This is a genomic window from Methylophilus glucosoxydans, assembly GCF_042676145.1.
GTDB lineage: Bacteria > Pseudomonadota > Gammaproteobacteria > Burkholderiales > Methylophilaceae > Methylophilus > Methylophilus glucosoxydans.
Genome location: NZ_JBHTJW010000002.1, coordinates 447,689 through 461,529, shown reverse-complemented (window position 1 = coordinate 461,529; position 13,841 = coordinate 447,689). Strand labels below are relative to the sequence as shown.

Genomic DNA, 13,841 nt, shown 5'->3' with positions numbered 1-13,841 from the left:
TAAATTAAGAATTTGAAGCCCCTCGCAAGACACCATGCAACTGGTCAAAGTCACTGCTTTAGACTAGAATGCCGAACAGTTGTCAGGTGCCTGCGTCTGCGTTCTTGCAGACAAGGGTGAAACTGGGAAACAGGTGCGCGAACCTCGTTCGCAATGCCTGTGCTGCCCCCGCAACGGTAAGCAAGTGCGGGTCTATCCACACGCCACTGAGTAAAAACTTGGGAAGGCGATAGACCAAAACTTGCCAGCCCGGAGACCGGCCTTATAACTTAAATAAGCATGGAAATACCGCGGGGTGACGGTTTCAAAACGAATGACATTCTCAAGCTATTAAATGTCTCCATCAATGTCTTTGATGTTGAGCCTGTCTACCTTGCGTTTCCTTTTTACTTTTTGCATGCGGGGTCGCATGCATTATCGGAAACAATCATGAATAAAAAAATCATTTTGGGACTCATCGCCCTTTCTCCTACGCTTACTCAAGCGCAAGAAGTCTTTTCAAATAGTAGTAGTGAAATTGCTTCACTGTCTTTGGATGAAGTTACTGTAACGGCAGCCAGGGTTCCCGTTTCGACTAAAACAGCTACTGGAGATGTTACTGTCATTACTCACGATGAAATTGATCGTTTAAAAGGCAGTTCACTTCCTGACTTGCTCAGATTGCAACCGGGTTTACAAATTTCCACCAATGGAGGCATGGGAACCGCAAGCAATGTATTTTTACGTGGCACCAATGCGGAACAGGTTGTGATTTTAGTGGATGGCTTGCGCATTAATTCGGCAACATTGGGTACGACTGCGATTGAAAACCTGCCGCTTGCGTTGATAGATAGAATAGAAATTCTTCGTGGCCCAGCTTCCAGCCTGTATGGCGCAGATGCCATTGGCGGAGTTATTCAGATATTTACTCGGCGGGGGAAAACCGATCAAACAAGATTTTTTGGTAGCGTAGGCGCAGGTAGCTATGATACCTACACAGGTAGCGCAGGGTTTGGCAGCCGCTATCGTGCCTTGCAATTTGGGGGGCAAATAAACAGCTATGACACACGCGGCATATCTGCCAAGAAACACCCACCTCAAGCCATTGATCGCGATCGGGACGGCTATCGTAACTTGAGTGGAAGTGCCTATGCCGACTTAGAGTTCAGAGAGGGACACAGCCTGGGCGTCAACTTCATGGAATCTGATGGACGGAATGATTTTGACAATGCATATAACAACTACTCTACAACCAATCAGCAGGCCTATGGCGCAACGCTCAAAAATCAACTTACTGAACATTGGAACAGTACCTTAAAATATGGAATCGGTCGCGAGCGCTCGTTTAGCCTGAATAGCGCTACCAGTAATAGTAAATTCGACTCAAAGCAGACTCAGATCACATGGCAACACGATTACTCCCTAGCTGTTGGGACCTTAACATTTGCCTACGATAGACTCGAACAAGATGTAGATACTTTGTCAAATGGCATTCCAAGCATTAGCAGAACAAGAAATGATGACGGCTTTCTTGTGAGCTTTGTGGGAAACCGTGCTGCACACAGCACCCAGATGTCAGTGCGTGAAGACCATAACAGTCAATATGGCAACTACGTTACGGGCGGTTTTGGTTATGGTTATACATTTTCGCCAGAATGGAAAGTCACTGCTCAATATGGTTCTGCGTTTAGAGCACCTACATTTAACCAATTGTATTTCCCTAGCTTTGGTGATCCAACGCTCAAACCAGAAAAGTCTGATAACTTTGAAACGAGCCTGCGGTACCAAAACACCGCCATACAGGCCAAAATGACTGTATTTGAGAATCACATTCGCGACCTGATTCAGAACGTTGGGCCTGCAACCTCAGGATGTTCCTTTACAGGATTCTGCCCCGTCAATGCCGGTAAAGTTGTTATTCAAGGACTAACCATCGAGGGAGGTGCCATGCTGGACGATGAATGGCAACTCGCTGGAAACCTCACTATTCAGTCCCCAAGAAGCGATGATACAAATAAACTGCTGCCAAGAAGAAGTCAGCGCTATGGCAATTTGCAGTTGCTATATAAATCAGGCAATTGGAATGCTAGCACCGAACTCTCAGCATCATCAGCTCGTTACAACGACGCGGAAAATAATTTCAGATTAGGGGGCTACACTTTATTAAACGCTTCGCTTGGCTATCAGTTAGCTTCCCACTGGAAACTTCTCGCGCGGGCAAACAACCTTTTGAATAAAGATTATGTATTGGCAACCACCAAGAGCTCGTTTTCGCCCAACGCGCCTGATTACAACACCATGGGTACCAACGTCTTTATCAGCCTGAATTACGATATGAAGTAAACCGGGAACGGGGGATTTTGCCCAAGCCTGTGCGAATTGGGCTAAAATCCACGTCTTATAATTAACCTTAATTTTGGAGTCGTTGGCATGCCACGTAACCTTTCAACTCAGTCTCTGGCAATTGGCTTTCTCATTGCCTTGATGGTCATTATCACGCGTGGTCATCATTTTGCTTCGATTGATTTTTTACCGAGCGCTTCTTATGCAGCGTTTTTTATCGCGGGTTATTACCTGCGCTCAACGCTGGTGTTTGTGGCCTTGCTGGCATTGTGTGCTGCGCTGGATATGGCAGCCATCACCTGGGGCGGTGTGAGTAATTTCTGCGTGACCCCTGCTTATGGCTTTTTGTTGCCGGCTTATGGCAGCATGTGGCTGGCTGGCCGTTGGACTGCGTCGAACACTACCTGGCAATTTAGCAGTCTGTTCAAGTTGACAGGGGCAGTATTGCTGGGATCTGTGCTTGCTGAGCTGTTTTCCAGCGGCGGCTTCTACTTCTTTGGTGGCCGTTACCCTGACCCTACCGTGGTTGAATTTGGTGCACGCCTGATCAAATACTTCCCGAAACAGCTGGAAGCCATTGCATTCTGGGTAGTCGTCGCATTGATTGCACATCTGGCATTTGGCCTGACCAAGCGCTCCGTGCGCGAAAACGCTTAAGTATTACGCACCATGGAAACCAATGATCGCGACAGCCGCCATAAGGCGCGCATGATCCGCAAGAAAGCGGTCATTGATGAAAAAATCGAGCAGGCCAATCAGGAGAAAGGCCTGCTCCTTATCCTCACCGGCAACGGCAAAGGCAAAAGCTCTTCTGCCTTTGGCATGGTGGCCCGCTCCCTGGGCCACGGCATGCGTGTCGGTGTTGCCCAGTTTATCAAAGGCCGTTCTGATACTGGCGAAGAAGCCTTTTTTCGCCAGCACCCGGCTGTCACCTGGCATGTGCTGGGCGAAGGCTTTACCTGGAACACACAAGACCGCCAACGCGACACCGAAACCGCCATGCGTGGCTGGCAGATTGTGGCCGGGATGCTGCAAGACCCGGCCATTCAGCTGGTGGTGCTGGATGAGCTCACCTACACCTTCAAATATGGCTACCTCGATGAACAAATGGTGTTGGATGCCATCGCCAAACGCCCACCCATGCAACATGTGGTCATCACTGGCCGCGGCGCTTCCGAGGCATTGAGAAACGCTGCCGATACGGTGTCTGAACTGATGGATGTCAAGCATGCCTGGCGTGCAGGCATCAAGGCCCAGGCCGGGATAGATCTGTAATGCAAGCAACGGCGGCAAGCTGCCGAGCCATGTTAATGGCGGCCCCGGCGTCTGGGCAAGGCAAAACCATGGCTACCGCGGCATTGGCGCGCGTGTACCGCAACCGCGGCTTACGCGTGCAGGCGTTCAAATGCGGGCCGGACTTTATCGACGGCATGATTCTGCAAGTGGCAACTGGCAAGCCAGTGTATAACCTGGACCTTGGCATGTGTGGTGAAGCCGATGCACAACGGCTGCTGCACAAGGCCGCCCAAGACAATGACGTGATTCTGCTCGAAGGGGTGATGGGGCTATATGATGGCAAGCCTTCATGCGCCGATATTGCCGAGCGCTTTGGCATCCCTGTCGCACTGGTGCTTAATGCCAAAGCCATGGCACAGACCTGTGCCGCGGTTGCCTATGGTTTGTATGGCTTTCGGCCCGCCCTGCAGCGCGCCGGAGTGATTGCCAACCAGGTCGGCAGCGAGGGGCATGCCAATATGATTAAAGAAGCACTCCCCACGGACATCCCCTGGCTGGGTGCCATGAAATATGACACGCAACTGAGCTTGCCAGAGCGCCATCTGGGCTTGCATCTTGCTCAGGAAATCACGGACATAGACCAGCGCATAGAAGCCGCTGCGCAACTGCTGGGGCAAGACATGCCATTGCCGCCGAGCGTGCAGTTTGCCGCACCCGAACAGCAGGCGATAACACCATTATTGCAAGGCAAAACCATTGCCGTGGCTAAAGATGCTGCTTTCTGTTTTACCTATCAGGCCAATCTGGATCTGCTACAGACACTAGGCGCACAGATTGCATTTTTTTCACCCTTGCACGATACGCAATTACCGGCTGCGGATGCTTACTGGCTGCCGGGTGGCTACCCGGAATTGCATCTGGAGCGACTGCAACACAACCACAGCATGCGTGAAGGTTTACGCGCAGCCGCCGAATCAGGCAAACCCATATTGGCCGAATGTGGCGGCATGCTGGCACTCGGTGAAACACTAAATGGACAACCCGCCTTCGGCCTGCTCCCCGGCAGCGCCGCGCTTCAGCCCAAATTGCAAGGCCTGGGCACGCAGCATGCAACCTTTTCAGCGGCTGACAACAGCGCAACTGGCGATGACGCGACGACGATAGGCGCGCACACTTTTCACTATGCCCGCTTTGACACCGACTTGCCGGTCATTGCGCAAGGCAAAGGTAAATATGGCGCTGGCGAGCCGGTCTATCGCCATCAATCCATCACTGCCAGCTTTTTGCACTTTTACTTTCCGTCTAACCCGGCACTGGCCGCACAATTTTTCATGCCATGAGCTTTGCCTATTCAGATGCCGACAAAGCGGCGATATACAAGGTAATTACCGAGCGACGCGATATGCGGCATTTTTTGCCCACGCCTATCGCCCCCGAGTTATTGCAGAAATTACTGCAAGCCGCCCATCACGCGCCCAGTGTCGGCCTGATGCAGCCATGGCGGTTTATCCGCATCAGCGATGTCACATTGCGAAAAGCCATCCACACGCTGGTCGATGAAGAACGCAAACTCACGGCCCAGGCCATCGGCGAAGTTGAAGACACGGCGCGCATGGCCGAGTTTATGCGCCTCAAAGTGGAAGGCATTCTGGACTGTGGCGAGGTGCTGGTCGCCACCTTGTGCGACCAGCGTGAAAAACACATTTTTGGCCGTCGTACACTGCCGGAAATGGACCTGGCCTCGGTCAGCTGCGCCATCCAGAACCTTTGGCTGGCGGCGCGTGCCGAAGGCATAGGCATGGGCTGGGTCAGCCTGTTTGACCCACACCAACTGGCGCAATTATTGAATCTGCCCGAGGGCGCCAAACCAGTCGCCATTTTATGCCTAGGCTATGTGAATACGTTTTACAAATTGCCCATGCTGGTGGAAGAAGGCTGGACGACAGAAAAGCCGCTCGCTGACATGCTGATGGAAAATGGCTGGCAACCTCACGAAAGCACACGAACATGAAGCGCTGGCCACAACGCATTGTCTGCCTGACCACCGAAACGGTGGAGGTACTCTACTTGCTGGGTGAGCAGGACCGTATTGTCGGTATTTCCGGCTTTACCACGCGCCCGGCCATCGCCCGCAAAGAAAAACCCAAGATCAGTGCCTTTACCAGCGCCAATATTGAGAAAATCCTGGCGCTGCAGCCTGACCTGGTGCTGTGCTTCTCCAACTTGCAGGCAGAGATTGCCGCCTCACTGATCAAGGCCGGTTGCCAAGTGCATGTGTTTAACCAGCGCAGCCTGGATGAAACACTGCAGATGATACTCACCGTCGGTGATCTGGTCGGGGCCAGCGAAAAAGCAGAAGATTTAGTAGCACGCTACCAGGCACAATTGGGGGCAGCACGCCAGCAGGCAGCCAGTTGGCTGCGTAAACCCAAGGTCTATTTTGAAGAGTGGGATGAACCCATGATGTGCAGCATCCGCTGGGCGGCTGAGCTGATCGCTGCTGCCGGTGGGCAAGATTGCTTCCCTGAATTGAGCCAGTTTCACAGTGCCAGGGACCGCCAGGTCACCGCAGCGCAAGTGATTGCAGCACAACCGGATATCATCATCGGCTCCTGGTGCGGCAAGAAATTCCAGCCGGAAAAAGTCAAAGCCCGCCCAGGCTGGCAAGCGATTCCTGCCATCCAGCATGGGCATCTCTATGAAATCAAGTCGGTCGATATCTTGCAACCTGGTCCCGCGCTGTTTAGCGAAGGCCTGGTGCAATTGCAAACCATTATTCAACGCTGGCAACAACAAGGGGGTCACGCATGACTACGCACCTGATTTTAGGCGGGGCACGCAGCGGCAAAAGCGCCTATGCCGAGCGGCTGGCCTCGGCACTTGAATGCCCGGTCACCTATATCGCGACGGCCCAAGTCTACGATGACGAATTTGCCAAACGTGTGGAACATCACAAAACCCGCCGTCCGCCTTACTGGGGATTGGTCGAAGCGCCATTCAACCTCGGGCAGACCTTGCTAGACAACGACGCACCAGACTCCTGCCTGATTGTCGATTGTTTAACCCTGTGGCTGGCGCAATGCATCTGCCCGGACTGCGACAAACCGGAACGCTTGGACTGGCAGGTAGAAAAACAGGCACTGCTGGAGGCCTTGCCGAAATTGCAAGCACACGTATTTTTAGTGAGCAACGAGGTCGGCATGGGCATTGTGCCCTTGGGTGAAATCAACCGCCAGTTTCAGGATGAACAAGGCCGCCTCAACCAGCACGTGGCAGCAGTTGCAAACCACGTTAGTTTTATTGCCGCAGGCTTGCCATTAACGCTTAAATAACAAGAAAGACCTGTATGAAAAGATTGTCCCTCGCCCTGCTCGCTTTAGTCACTGCTTTGGTTGCAGAGGCGCATGTGCCCTTTTTAAAACCTAACCAGTTTAATGTGACCCATCACCGCCTGACCATTGAATCTGCGTTTACCGAGTTTCCATTCCAGGCCGACTTCGCCATGGACTCGCCTAACTTCACCATCACGTCCCCTGCCGGCGAAGTGACTGCTATCAAACCGATCGCCAAAACCAAAGCGGCGGTGTATCTGGAGCCCGAATTAAAAGAAGAAGGCAGCTACCGTATCAGCACCGGCCAGCGTGTCGGCCCGGTTTATAAAGCCGTCGAGACGCCGGATAAAAAACTGTATTTTGCGGCAGATATGAAACGGGTTAGTGGCAAGCCGACCACCATGAACTATTACAGTTATGCCGACACTTATATTTTCAAAGGACAACAGAAATACAAACCTGTGCCTTTAAACAAAGGCCTGGAAATTATCCCCTTGGCCTCGCCCAATGGTGTGCAATTAGGGGGTGAACTCAGCTTGCAAGTCCTCGAACATGGCAAGCCGGTGCCTAATGCACGCATTATCGTGGTCACCGATAACGAGCACTTTAGCAAGCGCCGCATGGAAGACCTTTATGATGTTGAAAACGTCAGGCCGTCCAACCTCCATGCCAATCAGCAAGGTGAGTTTACCTTCAAACCACAAAAAGCCGGCTTGAACTTCCTGTTTGTGACGGTGCATCACCAGCTCAATGAACACCTGTGGGAAAGCCTGAACGCTTCGCTGACGCTGGAAGTGAATTTACCGCCAGAGACGGCAAACAAGCCTTAAAATGACTGCTTTGAGGTATTGAAGGGAAACAGCATGCAAACGACGACTTTTGAACTGAGAGGCGAATACATCGCACTCTGTGACTTGCTCAAACTCGAAGGGGTGGCCGACAGTGGCGGTCAGGGTAAGTCCATGGTCGCGGAAGGATTGATCAAGGTCGATGGCGAAATTGAGCGCCGCAAAACCGCCAAAATCCGCGCCGGGCAAGTGGTGCAGGCGTTTGAACAGACCATCCAGGTCGTGGCTGCTTAATCTGGTTTAAAGTCTTGCGGCAGATAAGCCGCCAGCGCAGACCAGTTGAAGTGCTGCTGCACACTGTCTGCCAATTTTTCCAGGCTCTGCTCGCGCAATTGCGTGTAATCGTAAGCCACTTGCTCAGACAAACCAGCCCATTGTAACCAGGCAGCGCAAGCTTGCGGATGATCAAACAGGCCATGGATATAACTGCCTGCCACCTGCCCATCTTCGGATAACGCACCCTCTGCCTGGCCACTCACCAGATGCACCGGGCGTGCTAATGCCCGTCCGGTACTGACGCCCATATGAATTTCATAGCCTTGCAATTGGGCATTGGCAAACGCCAACTGACCTGACACCTGCTTGAGCTGTTTGTGCGCCTCAAGGGTGGTTTCCATTTCCAGCCAGCCCAAGCCGGCACTACTGCCTATCTCGCCCTCCAGCCCTAGTGGATCATGCAATTGCTGACCCAGCATCTGAAAGCCACCGCAAATGCCCAGCACTTTGCCACCGTAACGCAAATGGCGCGCTATCCGTGGCTCCCAGCCATGTTCACGCAAGGCCGCCAGGTCACCGCGTACATTTTTGCTACCAGGCAGGATTATAAGATCAGCCGCCGGCATCTCTTCACTCAACCGCACAAACCTGAGATCGACCTGCGGGTGCAAACGCAAGGCATCAAAATCAGTATGGTTGGCGATATGCGGCAATACGGGTACCACAACCGTCAGTTGTGTACCCACTTTTTTCGTGTCGCTCTTGGCAACCGCATCTTCGGCTTCCAGATGCAAGTCATGCAGATACGGCAATACGCCAATCACGGGCTTGCCAGTGCGTTGCTCCAGCCAATCCAGCCCCGGTTGCAGCAAGGCAAGATCGCCGCGGAATTTATTAATCACAAACCCGATCACCCTCGCCTGTTCGCTTTCAGATAACAACGCCAGCGTACCAACCAGGTGGGCAAATACGCCCCCCTTATCAATATCCGCCACCAGAATGACGGGGCAATCCACCGCCTCAGCAAAGCCCATATTGGCAATATCGTTGGCGCGCAGATTGATTTCAGCCGGGCTGCCCGCCCCTTCTACCACGATGCAGCCATATTGCTGCTGCAAGCGCTGGTAGGATTGCAGCACGGCTTGCATGGCGGTCTTTTTGTAGTCGTGGTAAGTACTCGCTTCCTGGTTACCCACGACCCGGCCATGAATGATCACCTGGCAGCCGGTATCCGAGTTAGGCTTGAGCAAGACCGGATTCATATCGGTATGCGGCGGCAATCCGCAGGCCATGGCCTGCACCGCTTGCGCACGGCCAATCTCGCCGCCGTCTTCAGTCACCGCCGCATTGAGCGCCATGTTTTGCGGCTTGAATGGCGCCACCGCCACCCCGCTGCGGTACAATACGCGGCACAATCCTGCCACCAGCGTACTTTTACCGGCATCCGACGTGGTGCCTTGAACCATTAATGTTTTCACTGCCTGCTTATCCATCCCCTGATTATCTCACACTCGCCGGGCTTGCCTGTGGCGCGGTGCTGCTCGATTTCTGGCTTGGCGAACCCAGGCGCTGGCACCCATTGGTCGGTTTTGGCTGGTTAGCGTCCAGGCTTGAAAAACGGTTGAATCCTTTATCTAGGCAACCGTTACGCGGCCAATATATCAGTGGTATCGTTGGTGTGCTCCTGCTGGTGTTACCAGTGCTGATTGCGGTGGTATTACTGATGCAAGTCTCCGTCTGGCTCGCGCTCGCATTGCATGTGTATTGCCTGTATTTTGCCATTGGTCAGCGCAGCTTGCGCCAGCATGGGCTGGCTGTTTATCAGGCCTTGCTGGCCGGGCAATTTAAGCAGGCACAGCTTGCCACCTCCTATATGGTCAGCCGCGATGTGGAGGCGATAGAGCCGGTCAGCGCAACCATAGAATCCGTGTTAGAAAATGGCAACGATAGTGTATTCGGCGCCCTGTTCTGGTTTTTTGTCGCGGGCGGCCCCGGCGCGCTGGCTTACCGCCTTGTGAATACGCTGGACGCCATGTGGGGCTATAAAACGCCACGTTATTTTTATTTTGGCTGGGCCGCCGCACGGCTGGATGATGTATTGAATTACATTCCGGCCCGCCTCACAGCCATCACCTATGCATTGCTCGGACACACCCGCCTTGCCTGGCAATCCTGGCGATCCCAGGCACCGTTATGGGATAGCCCGAACGCAGGCCCGGTCATGTCCGCAGGCGCAGGCGCACTCAACGTGCAGCTGGGCGGGCGCGCCCGCTATCATGGCGAATGGCATGAGCGCCCGCGTCTGGGCACCCACACGCCCCCTACTGCAGAGGATATCCCACGCGCCTTGCAACTGGTGCGCAATGGCATGCTGAGCTGGCTGATGGTGGCGCTATTGATTGGAGGGTTAGCCTATGCTTGAGCACGGCGGCAACCTGCAGCAAGCGGCGCAGCAATACGGCAGACCACTGGCCGACTGGCTGGATCTCTCGACCGGCATCAACCCGCAACATTACCCGATCGCCGCACTGCCTGCCGCCTTGTTTCATCGGCTGCCTGCTGCGGCATACAGTTTGCACGCCATGGCAAAAGCCTATTACGGCGCACCGCATGTGCTCGCCTGTGCGGGCTCACAAGCGGCCCTGCAAGTGTTGCCGCGTTTGCGCGCGCCTTGCCACGTCGCCATGCCGCGCACCATGTATCAGGAACACGCACATGCCTGGCAACAAGCTGGCCACCAAGTGCACTTTTTTGAACAGTCCCCAGACGACGTCCTGTTGCAACAATGCGAGGTGTTAGTGGTCTGCAACCCCAACAACCCGACCGGCCAGAAGTACGCCGCTAAGACACTGCTTGCCTGGCATGCCGCATTAGCGCGGCGGGGCGGCTGGCTGGTGGTGGATGAAGCGTTTATGGACAGCACGCCACAACACAGCCTCGCCAGCCAGAGCGGTCAGGCAGGGTTATGGGTGTTGCGTTCACTAGGCAAGTTTTTTGGACTGGCCGGGCTCAGGGTCGGCTTTTTACTGGGGGAGCCTACGGCCCTGGCGCAAGTGGCCGCTCTGCTTGGCCCCTGGACCCTTGCCGGCCCCAGCCAATACCTGGCCGAGTTGGCCCTGGCGGATCGGTCATGGCAGCAACAGATGCGTGCACAGTTGCCTGTGCAATCGGCGAACTTAGCGCAACTGCTTACGCAATATGGACTGCCCCCTTACGGCGGCACGGATTTATTTCAATATGTGCAACATCCTGGCGCGCACCAGTTTCACCAGTCTTTGGCCCAACATGGTGTGTGGACGCGTTATTTTTCTGCGCCACAAGCGCTGCGGTTTGGATTGCCCTCTGAGGTCGACTGGCCGCGGTTGGCGCAGGCGCTGGGATCACTTGCCGTTTAACCCATTCACCGCCTGCACAATGGCAGCCAGGTCCCTGGCATGCGACGCCTCACTTGCCTGCAAGCCCTGCCATACACCCTGCTGATTCTCCAGCGGCTGATTCTGGCTCACCTTCCATTTGCCAGTCAGTTGCGTGATTTCTATCGAAATGCCCACGGTCACCTGCATCATCTGCTCAATATCGTCAGCCGGTGCATCTTCAAGCTGCCACGGCTGTTCAAACTCGGCCTCATGCTGCGCAGTCAGCACCCGCAAATGCTCGCGCAACCAATCCGCCTCTTCAATCAACCGTAATTGACCTTGCACGTGGACCACCACGTAATTCCAGGTAGGCACCCCTTTTCCACGCTGCGTTTTGCTGGGGTACCAGGAGGGCGAAACATACGCATGCGGACCATGAAAAACCGCCATCACGACTTGCGCTGACGCATTCTGTTGCCAGTGTTGCCAAAGCGGATTGGCACGCGCCAAATGCCCGCATAAGCGACCGGCCTGTAAAGACAGCGGAAGGTGGTTCACCTCCAGTCCGGTCGGCAACGAGGCAATCAATGTCGCAAAAGGATAGCGATGGATCAATGCCAGCAGGGCTTCGTCACTCGGTGCAGAAAAATGTTTAGGGAGATACATTGGACTCATCCTGCGCCTGATTGGTGACAGGCGACAGCCACAACACCTGACCCCTGACCATCACAGCCGCCTGTCGCGTTTGGTTACCGGGGTCGCACCCCAGAGTGCGAGTCAGGTTTTGCAGGCATACCGGCGGCTGGCTGGGGGATAGCGCTTGTTGGTGAAAGGGATGTGCAGGGATCACACATGCAGCCAGTAGTGTCAGCACCAGCACACTGCTCAGAACCAAAGACATGATGACGCTCCTTCATGAAAGATAGCGTGATCGTAATCGCCAAAACCAGTACACTACATATACACTTTATGCATCAATCTACAAAACTGTACAGGCCCATCTACCATGCCAGTCACACAGCCGCTAATCACCATTAACCCGCTTGAACCGATACCACTGGTTGAGCAAATTGTCAGCGGGATCCAGCAACAGATCGCACAGCGGGTGCTACGCACCGGTGCGCGCCTGCCGTCTATCCGTGATTTTGCCGCGCAACATGGGGTCAGCCGCTTTACCGTGGTCGATGCTTACGACCGCCTGGTCGCGCTGGGCTACCTGCTGTCGCGGCGCGGTTCTGGCTTTTATGTGGCTCCCGTCACCCCTTTGCAAACGGCGGTAACAGATACGTCTTATCTGGAGCGGGCAGATGATGTATTGTGGCTGTTGCATAATACTTTCAGGGATGTGCCAGAGGCGATCCGGCCGGGCTGCGGCTGGCTACCCAAGGATTGGCTTGATCAGAAAGTCATTCAAAAAAGCCTGAATGAATTATCCAGAAAGTCTGGCGGTTTTTTAACCAGTTATGGCGACGTCAGCGGCTATTTACCGCTCAGGCAGTTGCTCGCCCAAAAAATCCTGGGCGAGATCGGTATCCACGCTGAAGCCTCGCAACTGCTCATCACCAACGGCGCTTCGCATGGGCTAGACCTGATCGCCAGACTGATGATCAAAGCGGGCGATGTGGTGCTGGTGGATGATCCCGGCTATTACACCTTATTTGGCCTGCTCAAATCCATGGGCGCCCAGATTGTTGGCGTGCCGCGCGGACTCCATGGTCCCGATATCGCACAGCTGGAGCAGCTGTTGCACATACACAAGCCCAAGCTGTTTTTCACCAACACCGTGCTGCATAACCCGACCGGCACCAGCACCAGCCTGGCGGTGGCACACCAGTTGTTACAGCTGGCAGAAAAATATGGTTTTTATCTGGTGGAAGACGATATTTATGGTGACTTTCACCCGCAAACGGCGGTCAGGCTCGCCGCCCTGGACCAGCTCAACCGCGTCATCTATGTCAGTAGTTACTCCAAAACCATTTCTGCCAGCCTGCGTGTGGGCTTTATCGCCTGCCAGGCAGAATTGGCGCGCAGGCTGCTAGACCTCAAGCTCCTGACAGGGCTGACCAGTTCTGAAATCAACCAGCGCGTGATGTACCAGATCCTGGTAGAAGGCAGGTATCGCAAGCATATGGAGAAAGTACGCAACCGACTGGCGGTCAAAAGAGGGCAAGTCATTCAGGCGCTGGAGCAATGCAGGCTGACGCTTTACACCGAACCGGCCGGAGGCATGTTCGTCTGGGCAAGCCTGGGCCATGGCAGACAGGCGGCCGAAATCGCCAGTCGGGCGACCAGACAGAACGTCATGCTGGCCCCTGGCAACTTGTTCAGACCGTATCAGGAGCCTTCATCGTGGTTGCGCTTTAACGTGGCGCATTGCGAGGGCGACAAGGTATTTGAGCTATTAAGCACCGCCTAGCATCTTAACGGGTTTACAAAACCGACCTTGGGAATCGCACCTGACACATCCAGGTGGCGATGCTGGCAACGTGACGCTGCTGTCGCTCAGGGTTAACAAGCGACCCAAGAGTAGG

Annotated in this window: 15 protein-coding genes and 1 riboswitch; of the genes, 12 read left to right on the top strand and 3 right to left on the bottom strand. The window is 54.3% G+C overall.

What is annotated here, in order from left to right; genetic code table 11:
• Positions 1-67: 67 nt before the first annotated feature.
• A riboswitch (cobalamin riboswitch) is annotated at positions 68-279 on the top strand.
• The 9 genes from ACFQ1T_RS04660 to ACFQ1T_RS04620 all read left to right on the top strand — a co-directional run bounded on the left by ACFQ1T_RS04660 (position 280) and on the right by ACFQ1T_RS04620 (position 7,972).
• Positions 280-2,322: a TonB-dependent receptor domain-containing protein gene (locus ACFQ1T_RS04660; protein WP_313985239.1), complete on the top strand. Its 2,043-nt coding sequence runs from the start codon at positions 280-282 to the stop codon at positions 2,320-2,322.
• Positions 2,323-2,409: 87 nt separating this feature from the next.
• Positions 2,410-2,979 carry a hypothetical protein gene (locus tag ACFQ1T_RS04655; RefSeq protein ID WP_379074385.1) on the top strand — a complete coding sequence of 190 codons (570 nt, stop codon included), beginning with the start codon at positions 2,410-2,412 and terminating at the stop codon, positions 2,977-2,979.
• 12 nt (positions 2,980-2,991) lie between these two features.
• On the top strand, positions 2,992-3,597 hold the full coding sequence (gene cobO, locus ACFQ1T_RS04650) for a cob(I)yrinic acid a,c-diamide adenosyltransferase (RefSeq protein ID WP_194748840.1): 606 nt from the start codon (positions 2,992-2,994) through the stop codon (positions 3,595-3,597).
• The gene (locus tag ACFQ1T_RS04645; RefSeq protein ID WP_379074381.1) at positions 3,597-4,898 is read left to right on the top strand and encodes a cobyrinate a,c-diamide synthase; all 1,302 of its coding nucleotides are present in this window, start codon (positions 3,597-3,599) and stop codon (positions 4,896-4,898) included. Before cobO ends, ACFQ1T_RS04645 begins: the two co-directional genes overlap by 1 nt.
• A complete protein-coding gene (bluB, locus tag ACFQ1T_RS04640; RefSeq protein ID WP_379074378.1) occupies positions 4,895-5,569 on the top strand; it encodes a 5,6-dimethylbenzimidazole synthase in 675 nt (224 codons plus the stop codon). Before ACFQ1T_RS04645 ends, bluB begins: the two co-directional genes overlap by 4 nt.
• Positions 5,566-6,369 (top strand): cobalamin-binding protein, encoded by an 804-nt coding sequence (locus tag ACFQ1T_RS04635; protein WP_379074375.1) that lies wholly within the window; start codon positions 5,566-5,568, stop codon positions 6,367-6,369. The genes bluB and ACFQ1T_RS04635 overlap by 4 nt, the downstream gene beginning before the upstream one ends.
• Positions 6,366-6,890: a bifunctional adenosylcobinamide kinase/adenosylcobinamide-phosphate guanylyltransferase gene (cobU, locus tag ACFQ1T_RS04630; RefSeq protein WP_379074372.1), complete on the top strand. Its 525-nt coding sequence runs from the start codon at positions 6,366-6,368 to the stop codon at positions 6,888-6,890. Before ACFQ1T_RS04635 ends, cobU begins: the two co-directional genes overlap by 4 nt.
• 14 nt (positions 6,891-6,904) lie before the next feature.
• Complete coding sequence (locus tag ACFQ1T_RS04625) at positions 6,905-7,720, top strand: DUF4198 domain-containing protein (protein ID WP_379074369.1); 816 nt, start codon at positions 6,905-6,907, stop codon at positions 7,718-7,720.
• Between the two features lie 33 nt (positions 7,721-7,753).
• A complete protein-coding gene (locus ACFQ1T_RS04620; protein ID WP_194748846.1) occupies positions 7,754-7,972 on the top strand; it encodes an RNA-binding S4 domain-containing protein in 219 nt (72 codons plus the stop codon).
• On the opposite strand, the gene ACFQ1T_RS04615 is transcribed toward ACFQ1T_RS04620, so the two are convergent.
• Entirely contained in the window at positions 7,969-9,420 is a 1,452-nt protein-coding gene (locus tag ACFQ1T_RS04615; protein WP_379074366.1) for a cobyric acid synthase, read from the bottom strand. The genes ACFQ1T_RS04620 and ACFQ1T_RS04615 overlap by 4 nt on opposite strands.
• Before the next feature lie 2 nt (positions 9,421-9,422).
• Between ACFQ1T_RS04615 and cbiB the strand changes: the two genes are divergently transcribed.
• Entirely contained in the window at positions 9,423-10,376 is a 954-nt protein-coding gene (gene cbiB / locus ACFQ1T_RS04610) for an adenosylcobinamide-phosphate synthase CbiB (RefSeq protein WP_379074363.1), read from the top strand.
• Entirely contained in the window at positions 10,369-11,349 is a 981-nt protein-coding gene (gene cobD / locus ACFQ1T_RS04605; RefSeq protein WP_379074360.1) for a threonine-phosphate decarboxylase CobD, read from the top strand. The genes cbiB and cobD overlap by 8 nt, the downstream gene beginning before the upstream one ends.
• Here the strand turns inward: cobD and ACFQ1T_RS04600 are convergent.
• Together ACFQ1T_RS04600 and ACFQ1T_RS04595 are read right to left on the bottom strand one after the other, a co-directional pair.
• Positions 11,335-11,976 carry an FMN-binding negative transcriptional regulator gene (locus tag ACFQ1T_RS04600; RefSeq protein ID WP_379074357.1) on the bottom strand — a complete coding sequence of 214 codons (642 nt, stop codon included), beginning with the start codon at positions 11,974-11,976 and terminating at the stop codon, positions 11,335-11,337. The genes cobD and ACFQ1T_RS04600 overlap by 15 nt on opposite strands.
• Positions 11,963-12,211 (bottom strand): hypothetical protein, encoded by a 249-nt coding sequence (locus ACFQ1T_RS04595; protein ID WP_379074354.1) that lies wholly within the window; start codon positions 12,209-12,211, stop codon positions 11,963-11,965. The genes ACFQ1T_RS04600 and ACFQ1T_RS04595 overlap by 14 nt, the downstream gene beginning before the upstream one ends.
• A 105-nt stretch (positions 12,212-12,316) precedes the next feature.
• On the opposite strand from ACFQ1T_RS04595, the gene ACFQ1T_RS04590 reads away from it, so the two are divergent.
• A complete protein-coding gene (locus ACFQ1T_RS04590) occupies positions 12,317-13,726 on the top strand; it encodes an aminotransferase-like domain-containing protein (protein WP_379074351.1) in 1,410 nt (469 codons plus the stop codon).
• Positions 13,727-13,841: the final 115 nt, after the last annotated feature.

Excerpts from the sequence above, each read along its gene's own strand:
- ACFQ1T_RS04660 (WP_313985239.1), top strand. The coding sequence starts at position 280 with ATGGAAATACCGCGGGGTGACGGTTTCAAAACGAATGACATTCTCAAG.
- ACFQ1T_RS04655 (WP_379074385.1), top strand. The coding sequence starts at position 2,410 with ATGCCACGTAACCTTTCAACTCAGTCTCTGGCAATTGGCTTTCTCATT.
- cobO (WP_194748840.1), top strand. The coding sequence starts at position 2,992 with ATGGAAACCAATGATCGCGACAGCCGCCATAAGGCGCGCATGATCCGC.
- ACFQ1T_RS04645 (WP_379074381.1), top strand. The coding sequence starts at position 3,597 with ATGCAAGCAACGGCGGCAAGCTGCCGAGCCATGTTAATGGCGGCCCCG.
- bluB (WP_379074378.1), top strand. The coding sequence starts at position 4,895 with ATGAGCTTTGCCTATTCAGATGCCGACAAAGCGGCGATATACAAGGTA.
- ACFQ1T_RS04635 (WP_379074375.1), top strand. The coding sequence starts at position 5,566 with ATGAAGCGCTGGCCACAACGCATTGTCTGCCTGACCACCGAAACGGTG.
- cobU (WP_379074372.1), top strand. The coding sequence starts at position 6,366 with ATGACTACGCACCTGATTTTAGGCGGGGCACGCAGCGGCAAAAGCGCC.
- ACFQ1T_RS04625 (WP_379074369.1), top strand. The coding sequence starts at position 6,905 with ATGAAAAGATTGTCCCTCGCCCTGCTCGCTTTAGTCACTGCTTTGGTT.
- ACFQ1T_RS04620 (WP_194748846.1), top strand. The coding sequence starts at position 7,754 with ATGCAAACGACGACTTTTGAACTGAGAGGCGAATACATCGCACTCTGT.
- ACFQ1T_RS04615 (WP_379074366.1), bottom strand. The coding sequence starts at position 9,420 with ATGGTTCAAGGCACCACGTCGGATGCCGGTAAAAGTACGCTGGTGGCA.
- cbiB (WP_379074363.1), top strand. The coding sequence starts at position 9,423 with ATGTTTTCACTGCCTGCTTATCCATCCCCTGATTATCTCACACTCGCC.
- cobD (WP_379074360.1), top strand. The coding sequence starts at position 10,369 with ATGCTTGAGCACGGCGGCAACCTGCAGCAAGCGGCGCAGCAATACGGC.
- ACFQ1T_RS04600 (WP_379074357.1), bottom strand. The coding sequence starts at position 11,976 with ATGTATCTCCCTAAACATTTTTCTGCACCGAGTGACGAAGCCCTGCTG.
- ACFQ1T_RS04595 (WP_379074354.1), bottom strand. The coding sequence starts at position 12,211 with ATGTCTTTGGTTCTGAGCAGTGTGCTGGTGCTGACACTACTGGCTGCA.
- ACFQ1T_RS04590 (WP_379074351.1), top strand. The coding sequence starts at position 12,317 with ATGCCAGTCACACAGCCGCTAATCACCATTAACCCGCTTGAACCGATA.